Source organism: Corallococcus sp. AS-1-6 (assembly GCF_020037015.1).
In the GTDB taxonomy this organism is placed as follows: Bacteria; Myxococcota; Myxococcia; order Myxococcales; family Myxococcaceae; genus Corallococcus.
Genome location: NZ_JAIQDE010000011.1, coordinates 192214 through 210667 on the forward strand (window position 1 = coordinate 192214; position 18454 = coordinate 210667).

Sequence of the window (18454 nt, forward strand, 5' to 3'; positions counted from 1 at the left end):
ACCTGCCCGCAAGGCCGTGCCGGGTGTCCGGACGTTGGCACTCGCCGCGGCCGAGTGCCAGCGTAAGTGCTTGATAAGACTCAAGTGCCTTTTGCCGGCGCCTTGAGACGTGACTACGCTTGCCTGAGCGTGTCCTGGAGGGTCCGGGCGCTGGCCCGGGGGCCTTCCAGGCTTCATCCGGGAGGTGTGGTCGATGAGCGGACTGGTGACGTCCTCTTCCTCGCTGAAGGAGTTCTTCCGGGAGCTCCTCTTGGAGGTCGCGGCCCGGCAGCGGGTGGCGCTGGGCGAGTCCACCGAGTTCTACCTGGTGAACCTGCTGGCGGAGTTCGCGGCCACGGACAAGCTGTTCAGCCGTGACGCGGAGGGCCGGCGGGACCACGAGCCGCTGGCGGAGCTGTACCACCGCTCGCTGCAGCAGGAGCGCGAGGAGCGCATCCGCACGCTGCGGCGGCTGGGCGACGTGTCGCTCTACAAGGTCGGCTTCTTCTCCGGCGCGCTGCAGCAGGGGATGGTGGGCCCGGACTACTACATCCAGATGGGCGGCGCGGCGTACGGGCAGGTGGCGGAGCTGGTGCCCCCGGGCGGCTTCACCGGCGTGTACCGCGAGCTGTGCGACAAGTTCCGCTCGCTCGCGGAGCTGCTGGAGGAGATCAGCGCGCGCGGCCTGGTGAGCGCGGGGCCCGCGGGCGCGCTGCGCGTCTACGAGTCCTGGGTGCGCACGGGCAACGACAAGCTGGAGCGCGTGCTGGTGGACGCGGGCTGGGTCCCGCGCAAGGGGCCGCTTGCCAACTGACGCCGGGGACTTCCCGCTCGTGGGGCGCCTCCAGGCCCACCTGGAGGCCATCTACGGCTTCCAGTGCGAGGCCCGCGCGGAGGCCTTCGTGGTGGTGGACGCGCAGGTCGCCGCGCTCCTGGGCGGCACCGGGCGCGCGCCGGAGGAGCTGCTCGTCCTGGAGGCCCGGGGCGACCTGGAGGTGGCGCTCTACCTGGACCCCGCCTTGCGCGAGCGCATGGCGCGCTACGGGGCCAGCCCGCTGACCTCCGTGCTGGAGGGCGACCTGGACGGCTACTGCCAGGTGACCGAGGGCGTCAGCCACTTCCTCTACGTCGCGCACACGGCGCACTACGAGCGCACGGTGTCGCTGCTGGAACTGGAGGCCCAGGCGGAGGTGGACAAGTTCGTCGTGTGCCTCCTGCACCGCTGGGGCGAGGGCGTGGCCGGGTGGGCGCGGGAGCTGTTGGGCCGCCTCTTCGACCGCGTGACCTACCAGCCCCTGCTGTCCGTGGAGGAGCGCTGGCGCTACGAGGAGGCGAACCGGCTGTCCCGGCGCTTCTGCGCGCGGCTCATGGGGCACGTCCTGAGCCGGCGGTTGGACCGGCTCCTCGGCGACCTGCGTTATGCCTACCGGCTGGGGGCGGAGGCCAAGCTGCGCCACTTCGCGCACGGCGGTTGAGGGTCCCGGCCGCCGCCTGCATCGGGTAGGGTGGAGCCCATGCCGCGCGAGGCGTCCTCAGGAGGCATTGTCATCCGCTTCCAGGACGGGACCTGGGAGGTGGCCGTCATCCGTCCCCACGGGCGTCACCTGTGGGCGCTGCCCAAGGGCCACGTGGATCCGGGCGAGACGCCGGAGCAGACCGCGCGGCGTGAGGTGAAGGAGGAGACGGGGCTGTCCGCGGTGGCGCTGCTCGCGCCCCTGGGGGAGATCCGCTACGTCTACCAGTTCCGGGGGCAGCGCATCTTCAAGCGCGTCCACTTCTTCCTCTTCCGCTACGAGGCGGGGGAGTTGGGGCCGCTGCCGGGGCCGCGCGTGGAGGTGGACGAGGTGCGCTGGATGCCGCTCGAGGGGCTGATTCCGGCGCTGGGCTACAAGGGTGAGAAGGCCGTCGCCGGCCGGGCGCTGCGGTGGATGCGCGCCCAGGGCCTGGCGCCCGGGACTCCTCCCCCCATGGAGGGGAAGGAGCCGGGGTGACGCGAAGCTACTTCTTGGCTTCCTCGCCCACGTACTTGCCGGACAGCGCCTCGCGCACGTCGCGGTCGAACTTCACGCGCTGGGTGGCGACCTCGCGCAGGGCGAGCACGGGCGGCTTGTTCTTCGAGGTCTCGATGATGGGCCGGGCGCCGGCCATGAGCTGGCGCGCGCGCTTGGCGCCCAGGAGCACCAGCGCGAACCGGTTGTCCACGTAGGGAAGGCAGTCTTCAACGGTAACGCGGGCCATGGAACATCCTTCTTGGCTCTGGACTCAGAGCCGGTGGAAGCCTCTCAACCTAAAGAGCGGGTTCGGATCAGTCAAGGAAGGATGGCGGGCCCAAAGGTCCGCCGGGCGCCCGGCAGCCGGCCCTCCCACACGCGAGGTGTTGGCTGACGTACGCTCCATTCTCAACCTCCGGAATTTGAGAGCACAGGCCTCAACGGATCAGGAGGGGTGCGTTCTTCCGGAGTAGGGAATGGGACGCCAGGGTGGGTCTGAATCACCCCGCCATCCGCCGGTTTCCGGAGGGGGCGGGTTCGCGGGAGGAGGTTCCTCATGAGCGCAGGAGCGTCGTCTGGCGCCGGGCGGGTCCGGCGGTTGGCGGAGGGGTGGCCGTGGTGAGTGGGCCGGTGCTCGTCACGGGGCCCACGGGCAACGTGGGGCGCGCGGTGGTGCGCGCGCTCCTGTCCGAAGGGGTGGCGGTGCGCGCGGCGGTGAAGTCGCCGGAGCACACGGTGTCGCTGCTCAAGGAGATGGACGGGGACGTGATGCCGGCGCCGCTGGACTTCCTGCGGCCGGAGACGTTCCTCCCCGCGCTGGAGGGCGTGCGGGGCGTGTTCCTGATGCGCCCGCCGGCCCTCGCCCACGCGGAAGGGGCGCTCCACGCGTTCATCGACGCGGCCGCCACGCAGGGCGTGAGGCAGGTGGTGTTCCTGTCCATGGCGGGCGCGGAGACGCGCGCGTGGGCGCCGCACCACGCGGTGGAGGAGCACCTGATGCGCGCCAACGTGGGGTGGACGCTGCTGCGCCCGGCGTTCTTCGCGCAGAACCTGGGGGACGCGTACCGCGAGGACATCCGCCAGGACGGCCGGCTCTACATGCCCGCGGGCCACGGCAAGGTGGCCTTCGTGGACGTGCGCGACGTGGGCGAGGTGGCGGCGCGGGCGCTCCTGGACACGTCGCTGCGCAACCGCGCCTTCACGCTCACCGGGCTGGAGGCGGTGACGTTCGACGAGGTGGCGTCCGTGCTGTCGGAGGTGCTGGGCCGGCCCATCCGCTACGTGCCCGCGTCGGTGCCCGGCTACGTGCGCCACCTGCACCAGCGCCGGCTGTCCTGGGGCCAGTTGGGCATGCAGACGCTGCTGCACGTGGGGCTCCGCTTCGGGAAGGCGGAGAAGGTGGACCCCACGCTCACCCACCTGCTGGGCCGGCCCACGCGCACGGTGCGCCAGTACATCGAGGACCACGCGCCGCTCTGGCGCTGAGCAGGCTCAGGCGTACCAGAGCGCCCAGGCGATGAGCACGGCCTGGAGCGGCAGCCGCGCCCAGAGCAGGGCCGGGGGAATCTTCCGGAACTGCTCCGGGTGCCGGGCCATGTGGAGGTTCGCGGGGAACACCGCCACGAACAGCGCGACCAGGCCCCACGCCGCGAGCCGCGTGGTGGCGGGCACCAGCAGGAAGATGCCCAGCAGCACCTCCGCCACGCCGCTGATGAGCACCAGCTCCCGGGGCCGGGGCAGGTACGGCGGCATGATGCGCATGTACATGCGGGGCTTGAGGAAGTGGTTCACCCCCGCGGCGACCATGAACAGCGCGAGCACATACTGCAGGATGGTTTTCACGTCCATGGGGGGTGGGGCTCCTCGCGCGGCATCGAACCCCGCGCGAGGCGCCTGCGTCCACGCCTACTTTCCGGCGAACGCCTCGCCGACGATGGCGCGCGCCTCCTGGACGATGGCGTCCAGGTGCGCCTGGTCGCGGAAGCTCTCCGCGTAGATTTTGTACACGTCCTCCGTGCCGGACGGGCGCGCGGCGAACCAGCCGTTCTCCGTCGTCACCTTGAGGCCGCCCAGGTCCGCGTTGTTGCCCGGCGCGCGCGTGAGGCGCTGGAGGATGGGTTCGCCCGCGAGCGACGTGGCCTTCACCGCCTCCGGCGACAGCTTCTTCAGCGCGGCCTTCTGCGCGGACGTGGCCGGCTGGTCGATGCGCGTGTACAGCGGCGCGCCGAACCTCCTGGCCAGCTCCTGGTAGTGCTCGCCGGGGTCCTTGCCGGTGCGCGCCAGGACTTCCGCCGCGAGCAGGTCCAGGATGATGCCGTCCTTGTCCGTGGTCCACACGGTGCCGTCCTTGCGCAGGAAGGACGCGCCCGCGCTCTCCTCGCCGCCGAAGCCCAGCGAGCCGTCCAGCAGTCCGTCCACGAACCACTTGAAGCCCACCGGCACCTCCACCACGCGGCGGCCCAGGTCCTTGCCCACGCGGTCGATGAGGCTGCTGCTCACCAGCGTCTTGCCCACCGCCGCGTCCGCCCTCCAGCCCGGGCGGTTGCGGAAGAGGTAGTGGATGGCGACCGCGAGGTAGTGGTTCGGGTTCATCAACCCCATGCTGCGGGTGACGATGCCGTGGCGGTCGGAGTCCGTGTCGTTGCCGAACGCGAGCGCGTACTGGTCCTTGAGCTTCACCAGGTTCGCCATCGCGTACGGCGACGAGCAGTCCATGCGGATCTTCCCGTCATGGTCCGCGGGCATGAAGCCGAAGGTGGGGTCCACGGTGGGGTTCACCACCGTGAGGTCCAGGCCGTACCTGGCGGCGAGCGGCGCCCAGTAGTGCAGGTTGGAGCCGCCCAGCGGATCCGCGCCCAGCTTCAGCTTCGCGCCCCGGATGACGTCCAGGTCCACCACGTTCGCCAGGTCCGCCACGTACGGGGTGATGAAGTCGTACGCCTTCACCGTGGCGCTCGCGCGCGCCTTCTCGTAGGGGACGCGCTGCACGCCCTTGTTGCCCGCGGCCATCAGCTCGTTGGCGCGCTTCTCCACCAGCGACGTGACGTTCGTGTCGGCGGGGCCGCCGTTGGGCGGGTTGTACTTGATGCCGCCGTCCTCCGGCGGGTTGTGGGACGGGGTGATGACGATGCCGTCCGCGAGCCCGCGGGTGCGGCCCCGGTTGTACGTGAGGATGGCGTGGGAGATGACCGGCGTGGGCGTGGCGCCGTCCGTGTAGCGGACCTCCACGCCGTGCGCGGCCAGCACCTCCAGCGTGGTGCGCTGGGCGGGCTCGGAGAGCGCGTGCGTGTCCATGCCCAGGAACAGCGGGCCGTCGTAGCCCTGCTGCTTGCGGTACTCGCACAGGGCCTGCGCCACCGCGAGGATGTGCGCCTCGTTGAAGCTCCGGCGCGCGGCGCTGCCCCGGTGACCGGAGGTGCCGAAGGCCACGCGCTGCTCGGCCACGGACGCGTCGGGCGTGTCGTCGTAGTACTGCGCGCGCAGCGTGTCGGGGTTGATCAGCAGGTCGCGCGAGAGGGGCTTGCCAGCGGAAGGGTGTGCCATGACGGGGCAACCCTAGCCGCGCGCGCCTTCGGAGGGGAGCCGAAGTCGCGGCCCTGTCGCGCGCCTCACCCGTCCTGACGCGCTCCGTCCAGTAGCGGGCGGGGCGCGGCTGTGGGGACGGGGACGCGTGTCCGGAAGCCGTCAGCGCGCCACGGCGACGGAGGACTCCGCGGGCGGGAGCGCCTCCGGCGCGGGGGGCTCGTCCTCCTGCGGCTGGGCGGCGTCCTCCGGCAGGAACGTCAGCAGCACCAGCGCGGGGATGGCCGCCGCGGCGGTGAAGGCGAAGAAGGTGGGCCAGCCCATCCACGTGGCCAGGTAGCCGGACACGGAGCCGATGAGCCGGTTGGCGATGGTGCCCAGCGCGGACAGGAGCGCGTACTGCGTGGCGCTGAAGCTCTTGTGGCACAGCGACATCACGAAGGCCGCGAACGCGGTGACGCCCAGGCCCGTGCACACGTTGTCCACGGCGATGGTGCACGCGAGCATCAGGTCGTTCTTGCCCACCATCGCCAGGGCCATGAAGGCCAGGTTGGTGAGCCCCTGCGCGGCGCCGAAGATGAACAGCGCGCGGCGCATGCTGAGCTTCACCATCAGCACGCCGCCCAGGAGGCCTCCGCCAATGGTGGCCACCATGCCCAGCGTCTTGCTGAGCGTGCCAATCTCCGTGTTGGAGAAACCCAGCTCGATGTAGAAGGGCGTCACCATGCTGGCGGCGATGGCGTCCCCCAGCTTGTAGAGCACCAGGAACGCCAGCACCCCCAGCGCGTACTTGCGGCGGAAGTAGTCCACGAAGGGCCGCACCACCGCGTCCCCCAGGTTGCGCGGAGGCCGCACGCTCTGGGGCTCCGGGGCCACCAGCGTGGCCACCACGCCCACGCCCATGAGCAGGCCCATCACGTAGTACGTCCGCGACCAGCCCAGGTGGTCCGACAGGATGAACGCGAGCCCGCCCGCCACGAGCATGCCCAGCCGGTAGCCGGTGACGTACAGCGAGTTGCCCAGCCCGCGCTCCTCCATGGGGAGGATGTCCGTGCGCCACGCGTCCGCGACGATGTCCTGGCTGGCGGACAGGAACGTCACCACCACCGCCATGCACGCCATGGCCAGCGGGGCGTCCTTCGGGTTCACCAGGCCCATGGCGGAGATGGCGCCCATGAGCAGCACCTGCGTGAGCAGCATCCAGCCGCGCCGCCGGCCCAGGAAGGGCAGGGTGTAGCGGTCCATCAGCGGCGCCCACAGCACCTTGAAGGTGTAGGGCAGCGCCACCAGGCTGAAGATGCCAATCGTCTTGAGATTGACCCCCTCGTTCTTCATCCACGCGGACAGCGTGACGCCGGTCAGCCACAGGGGGAGGCCGGACGCGAAGCCGACGGCCATCAGGAGCCAGACGCGCCGGCTCTTCAAGACGGTGAGAAGCGAGGAGTTGGGCATGGGGGCGCGGGGAAACAGCCGCCAGCATAGAGAATCCACCCCGCGCGTCACCTTCCACGGCCTGGAGAATGTCCGCCCGGCTGCTGTCCGGCCCTGAGCCCGGGCGGCCTCTTCAGGGTTGAGGGTCCAGCGCGGACACGTCCGGGCAGGTGCGGCGGTCGCCCTCGGTGGGGGTGATGAAGTCCCAGTTGCGCTGCATGAAGGTGATGCGCGTCCGGGTGTCCCAGCACTCCGTGTACTGCGCGCCCTTCGCGTCCCCGTCCAGGATGTTGAGCACCAGCACGCCCCGGCCGTCCGGCGTCCAGCGCGCCACGATGTCCAGCGTCTCCAGCAGCCCGCCGGGAACCAGGTCCTCCCCCGGCAGCCGGAAGGACATCTCCCCCAACCCCTCCGGCGTCCGGCGCGACGCGTAGCGCGCCAGCGGCAGCGCGCCCCCCAGGCTGGAGACGAGCAGCTCCACGCTCGAGGGCAGCACCTTCGTCTGGTAGCGGATGTCCAGCCGCTCCACCAGGTTCGCGTCCTGCGGCTCGAACCCGCGCGCGCGGGCCTCCTTGAGGTCCATGGCGAGCGAGCCCTCTCCCTTGCGGATGCCGCCGTCCGCCTTGAAGGTGCCGGGCACGTAGGTCCACCACGCGGCCTCGCCGCCGCCCGTGGGCCGGACCTGGAGGAGGTAGCCGAAGTCGCTGCCCTGGCGCTCCATCACGAAGCGCAGCTCGTGGCCCGGGTGTCCGTCCGCGGGGAAGGGACCCCAGACGCGCCTGTCCGGCTCCCGCGTGGTGGGGGGGACGTGGCGGAACACCTCCAGCAGGGCGAGCAGGCCGTCCACGTCGGTGTTGAACTGCGTGCCCGCCGCGTAGGCCTGGAGGGCGAGCTCCGACGGCCCGCCCAGCACCTGCGCCCGGCTCAAGGCCTGGCCCCGCGTGCGCACGCCCTGGCTGGAGCGGGCGCTGTCCGGCAGCTTCGCGGCCAGGTCCTCGCGCTGGGGCAGGGCGTTCTGGAACTCCAGGTCGTCGTTGGAGAAGTCGCCGCCGCACGCGACCGCGAGGAGGCAGCAGAGGGTCAGGGCAGGGGTTCGCATCACGTGCTCCCTCATGGCTCGTACGTGAGGAGCGCGGCCAGCTCCCAGAACCCCAGGGAGCGCTGCGCGTCGACGGTGTATTGGAGGTACTGCAGGCGGCTGCGCGCGGTGAGGTTCAACCGGCGCGTGAGCCGGAAGCGCGCGCCCGTCGCCAGGCCCGGTGACACCATGGCGAAGCGTTGATCCGGGAACGCCGCGTCATCGAACTTGCGGCCCATGACGAGGTACGCGACGCGCACGCCCACGAAGGGGGAGAAGCGCCCCACGGGCCACTCGGCGGTGAGGCTGGTGCCCACGTTCACCACCGAGTAGCGGTACGCCGGGCCCGCCAGCGTGGGCAGGGACAGCACGCCCTCCGTGCCGCCCACCGCCGCGTCGAAGCCCCAGACCCAGTCGCGGCGGAAGTAGTCGTGCAGCTCGGCCTCCGCGCCGAAGAGGGGCACGGAGAGGAAGAGGGACTGGCGCGTCTGGGGGTCGAAGAAGGACTGGAAGCCGCCGGTGAGGCCGAACGTCCACCACGCGCCCCTGTCCAGCATCGCCCCCTTCACGGGGTCGTCGGAGAAGGGCGCGTCCTTGAAGCGCGGCTCCTGCAGGATGGTCGTGCGTCCGCGCGCGACCTCGACCTCGCCGATGCGCAGCCGGTCGCTGAGCCGGCGCTTCACGCGGTAGGTGCCGGGGGCCAGGGCCACGCGGCGCTCCGCGTCCGAGGCCTTGTCCAGCTCCGCCACCACCAGGCCGCCCGGATCCACGAAGTAGTAGGAGCCCGCGGGGGCGCTGCCGGGGACCACCAGGCCTTCGGCGCTCGCGCGCAGGTCGGTGAGCACCAGGTCGCCGTTGCCCGCCAGGTCGTAGCTGAACGTCGGATGCTGCGGGCCCGCGCTGCTGTCCGCCGTGTCCGCGACGGTGCGGGCGTAGGCGTGCGAATACGCCTCGAAGAGCGTCACGCGTCCGTCGCCGCTGCGGTCCGCGTCTCCCAGCAGGCCGCTGGCCAGGTGATGGGAGAAGTAGCTGCCGCCCAGCGCATCCGACTCCTGCGAGTCCTCGTCCGCAGCGCTGGAGGTGAGGATGACGACGCCCCGGGCATCGCGGGCCGCGCCGGACTCCACGTCGAAGGCCGGGGCCTTGCGCGCGCCCTTGGTGCGGGTGAGCGCACCGGAGCGGCAGGAGTCGAGGATGGCGATGCGGATGTCCACGGGCGCGTCCGCCAGCCGGCGCTTGAGCGCGTCGAAGGCGAGCCGTGAGGCCCCCATCCGCAGCGCGCCGTCCTTCGCGTGGCCGGAGTAGTAGACGAACAGCGCGGTGCGCTCGCCGCGAGCCTGGGCCTCGCGGGCCCGTTGCTCCAGCTCCGACAGCGCGACGAGGAAGTCCTTCGCGTCGTCGTCCAGGAGGAGCTTCGCGTCGGCCGGGGACACACCGCCCAGCCGCGTGAGCAGGTCGTGCATCTTGCGCGCATCGTCGCGCGCGTAGCTCAAGGGGCGCGTGTCCGCGCCGCCCGTGTCATTGCCCGCGATGAGCGCGAAGCGGTGCAGCGTGTCCGCGTGAGCGGCGGTGGAGAGCAGCATCAGCGCGGGAATCGCCGCGCCCCACGAACGTCCTCGCCCACCCGCGCGGGCAGGCCCTGCGCTCGCCGGCGAGGTGCTCCACGGCGTACGCCACGCCTCCTGTCCGAGGATGCGCGTGAACGTGGCCCGTGCCCAGGCCGCCCCTTGAGCAAGCACCTGTCTCACGGGGCCGTCGCTCATGGCTTCAGCAGGATCCACTGCGTCTGCGCCCCCGCCACGTCCAGCGGGGCCATGCGCGTGACGTCCCGGCCCGCCGCGTCGAAGGCCTTCCGGGCCGCGTCGCTCAGCGCCTCCATGGACAGGGGCGCGTCCGTCAGCACCAGCACCACGCGCTCCGCCCCCGCGCCGGTGAACTCCACGCTCTCCGGCAGCCAGTGCTGCCCCGCGCCCGGCTCCACCGCGAGGCTGTCCCCGGACTCCGGATACAGCGGCGTCACCTCGCCCCGCGCGTCCACCGACAGCGCCGCCACGTAGCGGTACGCGTCCGCCGTGTAGCCCAGGCGCACGCGCTCACCGGGTCGCAGCGCCTCCGGCGACTCCGTGCTCGCCACCCGCTGCGGCTCCACGCCTCCACCGATTCGCAGCTCCGCGCCCGCGCCGCCCTTGATGCGATTGCCCGCGACGGGCGGTGGGACTGGCTCCGTCCTCCCTCCGGTCTCCAGCAGCGGACGCGCCAGCACCAGCACCAGCACGGAGGCCGCCACCGCCATCAGCGGCCGGACCCACTGCGCGCGCGTCGCGGGCGCTCTCGATGCCTGCCGCGCGCGGGCCCGCTCCACGCCGGCCTCGAAGCCCTCGAAGGGCACCTCCGCCTCGAACGTGGCCTGCGCGTCCGCGAAGGACCTCAGCGCCGCGCCGCACGCCTCGCACGTCTCCGCGTGCTCGCGGACGCGGTTCGCTTCCGGGGGGGGCAGCTCACCGGCGTGCAGGCGGCGCAATGTCCAGCTCGACTCGTGCGCGCTCATCGGACGCTCAGCTCCTCTCCACCCAGCTTGGCGAACTGCTCCAGCCGCTTGCGCACCGTGGGCACCGAACGTCCCAGCACCGCGGCCACCTCTTCCAGGGTCATCCCATCCACGTGGTAGTGGATCGCCGCCGCCTGCGTCTCCGCGTCCACCCGGGCCAGCAGCTTTCGCACCAGGTCGCGCGTCTCCATCGCCTCCGAGCCGCCATGGCCCTCCGAGCGGGCCGCCTCGTCCCGCGCGAACCACCTCCGCCACGCCGCCCCTTCCGCGCGCAGTTGGTTGAGGCAGTGGTGCGTGGCGATCTTCATCAGCCACGTCAGCGGAGACGCCTCCGCCCGGAACGACTCCCCGTGCACGAGCGCGCGGGCGAAGACGTCATGCATCGCGTCCTCCGCCCGGCTCGCGTCCTTCAGCAGGTAGCGGCAGCGCTCACGCACGCTGCCGCCGTACTTCACATACAGCTCGCGCAGGACGGCCCGCCGGTCCTCGGTGGGACGGGGAGGCACCACCTTCAGGGCCAGCGGGGTCGGTCCGGTCACGCGCGGCGCAAGCCTACCGCGACACGGCTCACAGCGACGAGTACGCCGCCGCCGTGAACCCGCCGCAGGAGGTCCCTTCCTCCCCGTAGCCCTGGCGCGGGTCCAGGCTGACGCGGAAGTAGGTGCTGAGGAAGTGCGCGTCCCAGCACTCGTTCACCGTCGCCTCGCCCATCAGGTCGCCGCCCGACACCTTGACGTCCGAGCGCCCCGCCCCCGACGCCGTCCAGCGGCTCTTGATGCTCAGCTTCTCCTTCTTCAGGCGCGTCAGGTCTCCCAGGTCGATGTTCTTGTACGTCACGAAGTCGAAGTCGCCCCCCGCCGTGGGCGACGCCTGGAAGTGGTACTTCGCGTCCACGCGCTGGCCGGCGTCCTCCTCGTCACGCACCTGGTGGAAGTCCGCGTCCACCGTCACTTGCGACGTGGCGCTGGCGCGCGCGTAGCGGATGTCCGCCGTGCCCAGGTTGTCATCCGCGCCCGGCAGGGTGAACGCCGCGTCCCAGTCGATGAGCAGCTCTCCGGAGCCGAAGCCCCGCATGCGCTCTCCGTCCGCGTTCACCTCCACCGTCTGCGTGCCGGACAGCACCGCCCGGAACGCGCTGTCCTCCTCCGCCTTCGGCTTGCCCTCCAGCACCCAGGAGAACGACGCATCCCCCGACTTCGTCACCGTCAGGCGCCACGTCGTGAACTCCATCGGGCCCGTGCTCGGTCCCCACACGGCCTTGTCCGCTTCCAGCGTCGTCGGCGGGTACTTGGTGATCTGCTCGATGAGGTTCAGCACCCAGAGCGTGCCGCCGTTCACCACCACCGTGGCCGCCACGGTGGCCTTGAAATAGTCAGCCGTCTGACCCTGGATGGCCGCCACGGACGGGCCCTCGGCCGTCAATCCCTGGCCGTTCTGCTTCGGCGCGTTCACCTCCATCATCTCCTTGGAGGGCAGGCCGTCCCGGAACGTCGCCTCGTCGGGCTGGCCCGCGTCGCAACCGGCGAACAACAGGGAGGCACACAGCAGGCTCTTGCGGAACATGGTCGGGGGTCCTTTCAGGGCCCGTCTCGTGCGGGCCGTGCGGCGGTGAACTCGCCCCTATGGACACAGGCCGGGCGAAAAACAGAAAAGGCGCTCGCTGGAGGCTGAAAAGGACAGTGAAACCAAGCGCTTGGCGTCTGGCTGCCTGCTCTCCGGGCACCCGCGCCCGCCTGCCCGACGGTTGAAATGGGCCATCCCTACCTTTCGCCCATGGAAAAACGACACCCGAACCATCCCGGGGAGATGGGTACGGACGCCACGCTGGCCGAGCGGGAGCGTGCGCCGGACGAGATCAACGCCCGCGCCAGAGCCGTCGGTCTGCTCCATGAGGCCGGGGTGCCGTTCGTGGTGGGGGGGGCGTACGCCTACGCCACCTATACCGGCATCTACCGCGACACCAAGGACCTGGACCTGTTCCCGCGCAAGCAGGACGCCATCCGCGCCCTGGACGTGCTGGAGAAGGATGGCTGGCGCACGGAACGGCCCGACGAGGTCTGGCTCTACAAGGCCTACAAGGGTGACTACTTCGTCGACTTCATCTTCTCCTCCGGCAACGGCGTGGCGACGGTGGACGACGAGTGGTTCACCAACGCCAGGAAGGCCACCATCTTCGGCTACGAGTGCCTCATCGCGCCGGCCGAGGAGATGATCTGGTCCAAGGCCTTCGTCACCGAGCGCGAGCGCTATGACGGCGCGGACATCAACCACCTCATCCTCAAGGCGGGGCGGGAGATGGACTGGGACCGCATCCTCCGGCGCTTCGACCGCTACTGGGAGGTGCTGCTCAGCCACCTGATGATGTTCCGCTTCGCGTACCCCAGCGAGCGCGACATCGTGCCCAACTACGTGATGACGGAGCTGATGAGCCGCACGCTCCAGACGGTGCGCGACGGCAGTTGGGACGAGAAGCTGTGCCGGGGCAACCTGGTGTCCAAGGTGAACTACCACGTGGACATCCACCACTGGGGCTTTGGGGACGGCAGGGCGTGGGACGAACAGGACAGACCCGAGGGGGAGAGCCGTGGCGCGAGATCCGAGCTCGAAGATTCGGCTGGCAGCGGTCGGTGACCTGCACTGCCGCGAGGACCAGCACGGGCGCTTCCGTCAGCTCGTCAAACAGGTGAATGCCTCCGCGGACGTGCTGCTCCTGTGCGGGGATTTGACGGACCGCGGGATGATTGAAGAGGGCAAGGTGCTGGCCGAGGAGCTCTCGGCCTTGCGCGTCCCGTGCGCCGCGGTGCTGGGCAACCACGACTACGAGCACGGGCAGGTGAAGGACATCTGCGCGGAGCTCTCCAAGGTCGGTGTGCACATCCTCGACGGGGACCACTTCATCTTCGAGAAGGTGCTGGGCGTCGCGGGGGTGAAGGGCTTCGGGGGCGGCTTCGGCAACGCGACGTTGCAGGCGTTCGGCGAGGGCCAGACGAAGTCCTTCGTGCAGGAGGCCGTCACGGAGTCGCTCAAGCTGGAGGCCGCGCTCAGCCACCTGGACACGCCCAAGAAGGTCGTGATCATGCACTACGCCCCCATCCCGGAGACGCTGGAGGGGGAGAACATCGAGATCCGTCCCTTCCTGGGGACGAGCCGCCTGTCGATGCCCATCGACCACTACGGCGCGGCCTACGTCTTCCACGGCCACGCGCACCACGGCGCGCTCGAGGGGAAGACGAAGAGCGGCATCCCGGTGTTCAACGTCGCCATGCCGCTGCTCACCCGGTTCACGCCCGAGCAGCGCTTCGCCCTGATGGAGGTGTAGCGCGGGTTCAGGGCGCGGGAGCCCCGCCGTCCGCAGCTTCGGGCGGCGCCTCCTGGAGGTCCGCGGCGCGCGTGGGCAGGTCCGCCACCGCGCCCATGGACACCTCCACCAGGTCCGGCCCGGAGCCCCGGGCGTAGAGCCGGTCCTCCGTGTCCGGCACGGCGTCACCCAGCCACAGCCGCGCCAGCTCGCGTCCGTCCGCGTCGCGCAGCACGACGCTCCGGGACGCGTCGCTGATGCCGTAGCGCTCCCAGTGCTTCACCTTCGCCTCGCCGAACGCGGCGGCCTTCAGCGCCTCCAGCCGGCCCAGCAGCTTCACCACGCGGAAGTGCAGCGCGCGTCCGCCGCCAGGGCCCTCCACCTGCCACGCATCGCCGCTGCCCGCGCCGCGCGTCACCACCACGGGCGCGGCCTTGCCGCCGGGGAGGAACTCCAGGCGCCGCACGTCGTCGCGCGGGAACGACAGCACCCGCCGGTCCCTCAACTCCTGCGCGCCCACGTCCAGCGTCGTCAGCGCGCGGGGCTCCACCTCCGCCAGCGTGGACCGGGAGCCCTGTTCGCGCAGCGCATGGACGACGGTCGCGCCGTCGCGGGTCACCTGCGCCAGCCGGACGCGGATGGGCTCACCGGAGGCCGGCACGAAGCGCGCGTCCACGACGGGCGTGTCCAGCCCCAGGGCCTTGCGCAGGGCGGCGGTGTCCTCGGGGAAGGACAGGGCCTGCTGGCCCTCGAAGGCCTTGAGCAGGTCCGTCAGCCGGCTGGCGTTCGCGCGGGTGGGCTCCGGCTTCTCCATCCGCCACGACTTGCCGTCCGCCTCGCGCGTCAGCGTGTACGCGTGGTCCTTCGCCTTCACTTCGATGGACTGGAGCGACGCGAGGTCCAGCGGGCCCAGGAACTCCTTGGCGCGCAGCTCGAAGGGGCCCTTGTCCAGCGAGTACCGCACGGCCCCGTCGGCCGCGTACACGGTCGCGTCGCCTTCACGGCGCACGTAGACGGAGCCATCGAAGGGGTTCTCATCGCCACCGGCCAGCGTCACGGTGCGCTGGCGGGACGGATCCTCCGCGCCTTCTCCGTTGGCATCCGGCAGGAAGGCCCGCGCCGTGACGGTGAACGACGGGGACGTGAGCCCGTACTTCCTCAGGTCCGCGTCCGTCGGCGAGGCGTTCACCGTGGCCTTGAACTTCGCCGAGGTGAGCTGCTGCACCAGGGCCTCCACCGCGTACGGATCCGCCTTCGCCTCCACGGGAGAGACGAGCCGCCAGCCCTCCGGCGTCCGCGCCAGCTCCGTGGTGGCGCCGCGAGCCTTCACCGTCAGGTGCGTGAAGACGGGCGCCGGGGCCGGAGCCGCGCCACGCCGTGGCTCGGCGGGCTCCGTCGCGAAGAGCTTCGGCGGGGCAGGGGGCTTCTCCGCGTCGCGCGAGCAGCCCAGCGCCAACAACCCCAGCATCACGGCGGTGCAGGTCCTCACCGGTTCCTCCGAGACAGCCAGACCGCGAGCCCCACGCCCAGCAGCGACAGGGGCAGCAGGTCGGTGGACACGAAGCGCAGGGTCCGCATCTGGTCCGCGCCGAGCTCCAGGGTGGACGTCTCCCGGTCCGGAGGCCGCAGGGTGACCTTCTCCGCCTGATGGGACGCCCAGCCCAGGGCGTTCATCACCAGGTTGCGGTTCGCCTCGTAGCCCCAGTTCGGATCCAGCAGCAGCTCCGAGTCCCCCACGGCCACCAGCCGCGCCTCGTCGTAGCGCTTGTGCTCCGCCGCGCGCGTGTCCCGGGACGCGGCGGCCACCAGCGTGAGCTGCCCCATCTTCTCGCCGCTGGAGGGCGTGGTGTCCTCCAGGGGGCGCGACTCCACCCACGCATAGGGGGAGCTCAGCAGCACGGGCTCCACCGTCACGCCGGGCAGCAGGAAGCCCTCGCGGACGAGCGTGAAGCTGCGCGGCGTGGGGAGCTGGATGTTGAAGCCGCGCTCCTGCAACGGACGCGTGATGGGGTGCTTGCCGTAGAAGTTCGACACCAGGACGAACGGGTTGCCCGAGTTGAATTGCGGATCCGCCGCCACGCCGTCGTCCACCTGCACGCCGTAGTCCGCGAGGAACAGGCCCAGCCCGTCGTCCGTGTTCGCGTCGGTGAAGTAGAGCAGCCGGCCGCCTTCACCCAGGTAGGTGCGCAGCGCCGCCACCTCCGGCGACGTGTACGCCTGCTTCGCGCCCGCGATGATCAACAGGCCCGCGTCGCGAGGCACCTCCTGACGGCCCAGGAGGTTGAGCGGCTCGGGGCGGTAGCCCTCGCGCAGCAACTGGCGCCGCAGCTCCGTCAGCCCCTCACCGGGCGTCTCCAGGGACCACTCGCCGTGGCCTTCGAGGACGTACACCTTCTGCTCGCCCGTCGCGCTCAACTGGAGCAGGGCGTTGGTCAGCTCCTGCTCGGCGGGGACGGGCAGGGTGGTGTGGGGCGCGGCGTCGCCTTCTCCGCGGGAGACCACGACCAGCGTCTGCCCGTCCTTGAGCTGGTACTTCGCGGCCAGGGACGGGTCGCGGCGCGGATCCACGAAGGCGTAGTCGAAGGCCTCTGGCGCCGCTTCGTGGTAGCGCCGGAACAGCTCCTCCAGCTCCCCATAGGACGGATGCGTGGGCGGGATGAGCGCCAGTGCGTGCGCCTTCTCCTTCAGCCCCGCCAGCGTCTGCACCGTCTGCGGCGCGAGCGAGAAGATGCGCGCCTGCGTCAAGTCCCACCGCCGGTTCTCGCGGAACGCGAGCACGTTGAGCGCCACCAGCGCGCCCAGCACCGCCAGCGCGGTGAGCACGGAGGACGCGAGGAACCGCCCCGTGCGGCGGGTGCCCGCGCGCCCCAGCTCCTGCCGGTGCGTGACGACGTAGGCCGCGAGCATCGCCGCGCCCAGCACCGCCTTGCCCGCGGCGAGCGCCACGCTGCCGGAGGTGAGGAACAGCGTGAAGGGGCTGGACGCGAGCAGCAGCAGGCCGAAGGCCCCCAGCACCCGGGTGACGTGGGTCGCTCTCATGGTCATGCGTAGCGCTGCGCTTCCACCGCGCGGTGGGTGAGCAGCAGCGAGAACAGGATGACGGACGCGAAGAACACCAGCGCCTGCACCTCCAGGACGCCCTGGATCATCCCCTGCAACTGCGTGTCGAAGGACAGGTAGTTCAGGAACGAGCGCAGCGGCTCCGCGGTGGACTGGGCCACGCCCCGCAGGAGCATCCACGGCAGCAGCACGGAGAAGGTGAGGAACGCCGCCAGCATCTGGCTCTCCGTCAGCGCGGAGATGAACAGCCCCACCGCCATGCACGTCGCGCCCCACAGCAGCACCGCGCCGTAGCCCAGCAGCACCGTGGGCCACTCCAGCGCGGAGCCCGACGGGCCCGTGCCCACCACGGACAGCAGCACCGGGAACACCAGCGTCAGCCCCAGCGTGACGAAGATGAGGCCCAGGCCGCCCAGGTACTTGCCCAGCACGATGTCCACCGGCCGCACCGGCGTCGTGAGCAGCAGCGCGAACGTCTTCTGGCGCTTCTCCTCCGCGAACAGCCGCATGGACAGGAAGGGCGCGACGAAGAGCGTGAGGATCAACACCACGCCCCACAACTGCACCACCACGCCGTCCGTGAGGTTGCGGTAGACGATGGAGTCCGGCGGCAGCTTGCTCCAGCCGTGCTCGCGCGCCAGGGACTGCACCTGCTGGAACTGCTCCAGCAGGCTGACGAAGAAGAACGACGAGAGCGCCGCCATCGCCGTGAACACGGCGTAGGCCCACGGGGTGGTGAAGGCGACGGCCAGCTCCTTGCGGGCAATGGCCAGGGCAGTGCGCATGCGCTTGGGGGTTCCTGTTCAGGCGGCGGTCAGCTTGATGAAGACTTCTTCCAACGACGCGTGCTCGGCCTGTCCGTGGGCCTTCGCCAACCGGTCGATGGCGTCATGGGCCACCACGCGGCCCTGGTGGAGGATGAGGACCTTCTCGCACGTCACCGTGACCTCCGGGAGGATGTGCGTGGACAACAGCACCGTGTGCTTCCCGGAGAGGCCGCGGATCAACGCGCGCAGGTCCGCGCGCTGCGCGGGGTCCAGGCCTTCGGTGGGCTCGTCCAGGATGAGCACCGGCGGCGAACCGATGAGCGCCTGCGCGATGCCCACGCGCTGCTGGTAGCCCTTGGACAGGTTCTGGAGCACGCGGCCCATCACGTCGCTCACCCCGGTGAGCCCCGCCACCCGCTCCACCTCCGCCTTCACCGCGCGGCCGGGCACCTGCTTGAGCGCCGCGACGAACGCCAGGTAGCCGTGCACCGTCAGCTCCGGGTACAAGGGCGGCGTCTCCGGCAGGTAGCCGATGCGCCGTTTGACCTCCATGGGGTGCGTGGCCACGTCGAAGCCCGCCACCCTGGCGCTGCCCTCGGAGGGGGGCAGGAAGCCGGTGAGGATCTTCATCGTGGTGGACTTGCCCGCGCCGTTGGGGCCCAGGAAGCCCAGCAGCTCCCCCTCACCGACCGTGAAGGACAGGTCCTCGATGGCCACGCGATCGCGGTAGCGCCGGGTGAGGTTGCGCACCTCGATGATGGGCTTCTCGGTGATTGGCAT

Annotated in this window: 19 protein-coding genes; 6 read left to right on the forward strand and 13 right to left on the reverse strand. The window is 71.0% G+C overall.

What is annotated here, in order from left to right:
• The first annotated feature begins 193 nt into the window (after positions 1–193).
• From K8612_RS17735 to K8612_RS17745, 3 genes are read left to right on the forward strand one after another with little or no spacing between them, the layout of a single operon-like run.
• Positions 194–793, forward strand: coding sequence for a hypothetical protein (locus tag K8612_RS17735; protein WP_223741755.1), 600 nt, complete (start codon positions 194–196; stop codon positions 791–793).
• Positions 783–1454 carry a hypothetical protein gene (locus tag K8612_RS17740; RefSeq protein ID WP_223763118.1) on the forward strand — a complete coding sequence of 224 codons (672 nt, stop codon included), beginning with the start codon at positions 783–785 and terminating at the stop codon, positions 1452–1454. Before K8612_RS17735 ends, K8612_RS17740 begins: the two co-directional genes overlap by 11 nt.
• A 39-nt stretch (positions 1455–1493) precedes the next feature.
• Complete coding sequence (locus tag K8612_RS17745; RefSeq protein WP_223741753.1) at positions 1494–1970, forward strand: NUDIX hydrolase; 477 nt, start codon at positions 1494–1496, stop codon at positions 1968–1970.
• 7 nt (positions 1971–1977) lie between these two features.
• On the opposite strand, the gene rpoZ is transcribed toward K8612_RS17745, so the two are convergent.
• Entirely contained in the window at positions 1978–2217 is a 240-nt protein-coding gene (rpoZ, locus tag K8612_RS17750) for a DNA-directed RNA polymerase subunit omega (protein WP_014395366.1), read from the reverse strand.
• Between the two features lie 362 nt (positions 2218–2579).
• Between rpoZ and K8612_RS17755 the strand changes: the two genes are divergently transcribed.
• Positions 2580–3455 carry an SDR family oxidoreductase gene (locus K8612_RS17755; protein ID WP_223763119.1) on the forward strand — a complete coding sequence of 292 codons (876 nt, stop codon included), beginning with the start codon at positions 2580–2582 and terminating at the stop codon, positions 3453–3455.
• Positions 3456–3461: 6 nt separating this feature from the next.
• Here K8612_RS17755 and K8612_RS17760 read toward each other — a convergent pair whose 3' ends face one another.
• The 8 genes from K8612_RS17760 to K8612_RS17795 all read right to left on the reverse strand — a co-directional run bounded on the left by K8612_RS17760 (position 3462) and on the right by K8612_RS17795 (position 12112).
• Positions 3462–3818, reverse strand: a complete 357-nt coding sequence (locus K8612_RS17760; RefSeq protein WP_223741751.1) for a DoxX family protein — start codon at positions 3816–3818, stop codon at positions 3462–3464.
• A gap of 57 nt (positions 3819–3875) precedes the next feature.
• On the reverse strand, positions 3876–5513 hold the full coding sequence (gene pgm, locus K8612_RS17765; protein ID WP_223763120.1) for a phosphoglucomutase (alpha-D-glucose-1,6-bisphosphate-dependent): 1638 nt from the start codon (positions 5511–5513) through the stop codon (positions 3876–3878).
• 141 nt (positions 5514–5654) lie between these two features.
• Positions 5655–6944 (reverse strand): MFS transporter, encoded by a 1290-nt coding sequence (locus tag K8612_RS17770; protein WP_223763121.1) that lies wholly within the window; start codon positions 6942–6944, stop codon positions 5655–5657.
• A 112-nt stretch (positions 6945–7056) separates the two neighbouring features.
• On the reverse strand, positions 7057–8022 hold the full coding sequence (locus K8612_RS17775; protein ID WP_223763122.1) for a hypothetical protein: 966 nt from the start codon (positions 8020–8022) through the stop codon (positions 7057–7059).
• A gap of 11 nt (positions 8023–8033) precedes the next feature.
• On the reverse strand, positions 8034–9584 hold the full coding sequence (locus K8612_RS17780; RefSeq protein WP_223763157.1) for a caspase domain-containing protein: 1551 nt from the start codon (positions 9582–9584) through the stop codon (positions 8034–8036).
• A 176-nt stretch (positions 9585–9760) separates the two neighbouring features.
• Positions 9761–10549 (reverse strand): zf-HC2 domain-containing protein, encoded by a 789-nt coding sequence (locus K8612_RS17785; RefSeq protein WP_223763123.1) that lies wholly within the window; start codon positions 10547–10549, stop codon positions 9761–9763.
• The gene (locus K8612_RS17790) at positions 10546–11088 is read right to left on the reverse strand and encodes a sigma-70 family RNA polymerase sigma factor (RefSeq protein ID WP_223741745.1); all 543 of its coding nucleotides are present in this window, start codon (positions 11086–11088) and stop codon (positions 10546–10548) included. Before K8612_RS17790 ends, K8612_RS17785 begins: the two co-directional genes overlap by 4 nt.
• Positions 11089–11116: 28 nt before the next feature.
• Complete coding sequence (locus K8612_RS17795) at positions 11117–12112, reverse strand: hypothetical protein (RefSeq protein ID WP_223763124.1); 996 nt, start codon at positions 12110–12112, stop codon at positions 11117–11119.
• A gap of 243 nt (positions 12113–12355) precedes the next feature.
• Between K8612_RS17795 and K8612_RS17800 the strand changes: the two genes are divergently transcribed.
• The gene (locus tag K8612_RS17800) at positions 12356–13180 is read left to right on the forward strand and encodes a nucleotidyltransferase (RefSeq protein ID WP_223763125.1); all 825 of its coding nucleotides are present in this window, start codon (positions 12356–12358) and stop codon (positions 13178–13180) included.
• Positions 13164–13868 carry a metallophosphoesterase gene (locus K8612_RS17805; RefSeq protein WP_223741886.1) on the forward strand — a complete coding sequence of 235 codons (705 nt, stop codon included), beginning with the start codon at positions 13164–13166 and terminating at the stop codon, positions 13866–13868. Before K8612_RS17800 ends, K8612_RS17805 begins: the two co-directional genes overlap by 17 nt.
• A 7-nt stretch (positions 13869–13875) precedes the next feature.
• Here K8612_RS17805 and K8612_RS17810 read toward each other — a convergent pair whose 3' ends face one another.
• Genes K8612_RS17810 through K8612_RS17825 form a run of 4 tightly spaced genes read right to left on the reverse strand, consistent with a single transcriptional unit; the run spans position 13876 to position 18454 of the window.
• Positions 13876–15336, reverse strand: coding sequence for a DUF4340 domain-containing protein (locus K8612_RS17810; RefSeq protein ID WP_223763126.1), 1461 nt, complete (start codon positions 15334–15336; stop codon positions 13876–13878).
• Positions 15333–16886 (reverse strand): GldG family protein, encoded by a 1554-nt coding sequence (locus K8612_RS17815; RefSeq protein ID WP_223763158.1) that lies wholly within the window; start codon positions 16884–16886, stop codon positions 15333–15335. Before K8612_RS17815 ends, K8612_RS17810 begins: the two co-directional genes overlap by 4 nt.
• Positions 16887–16888: 2 nt before the next feature.
• Positions 16889–17692, reverse strand: coding sequence for an ABC transporter permease (locus K8612_RS17820; protein WP_223741741.1), 804 nt, complete (start codon positions 17690–17692; stop codon positions 16889–16891).
• A gap of 18 nt (positions 17693–17710) precedes the next feature.
• Complete coding sequence (locus K8612_RS17825) at positions 17711–18454, reverse strand: ABC transporter ATP-binding protein (protein WP_223741740.1); 744 nt, start codon at positions 18452–18454, stop codon at positions 17711–17713.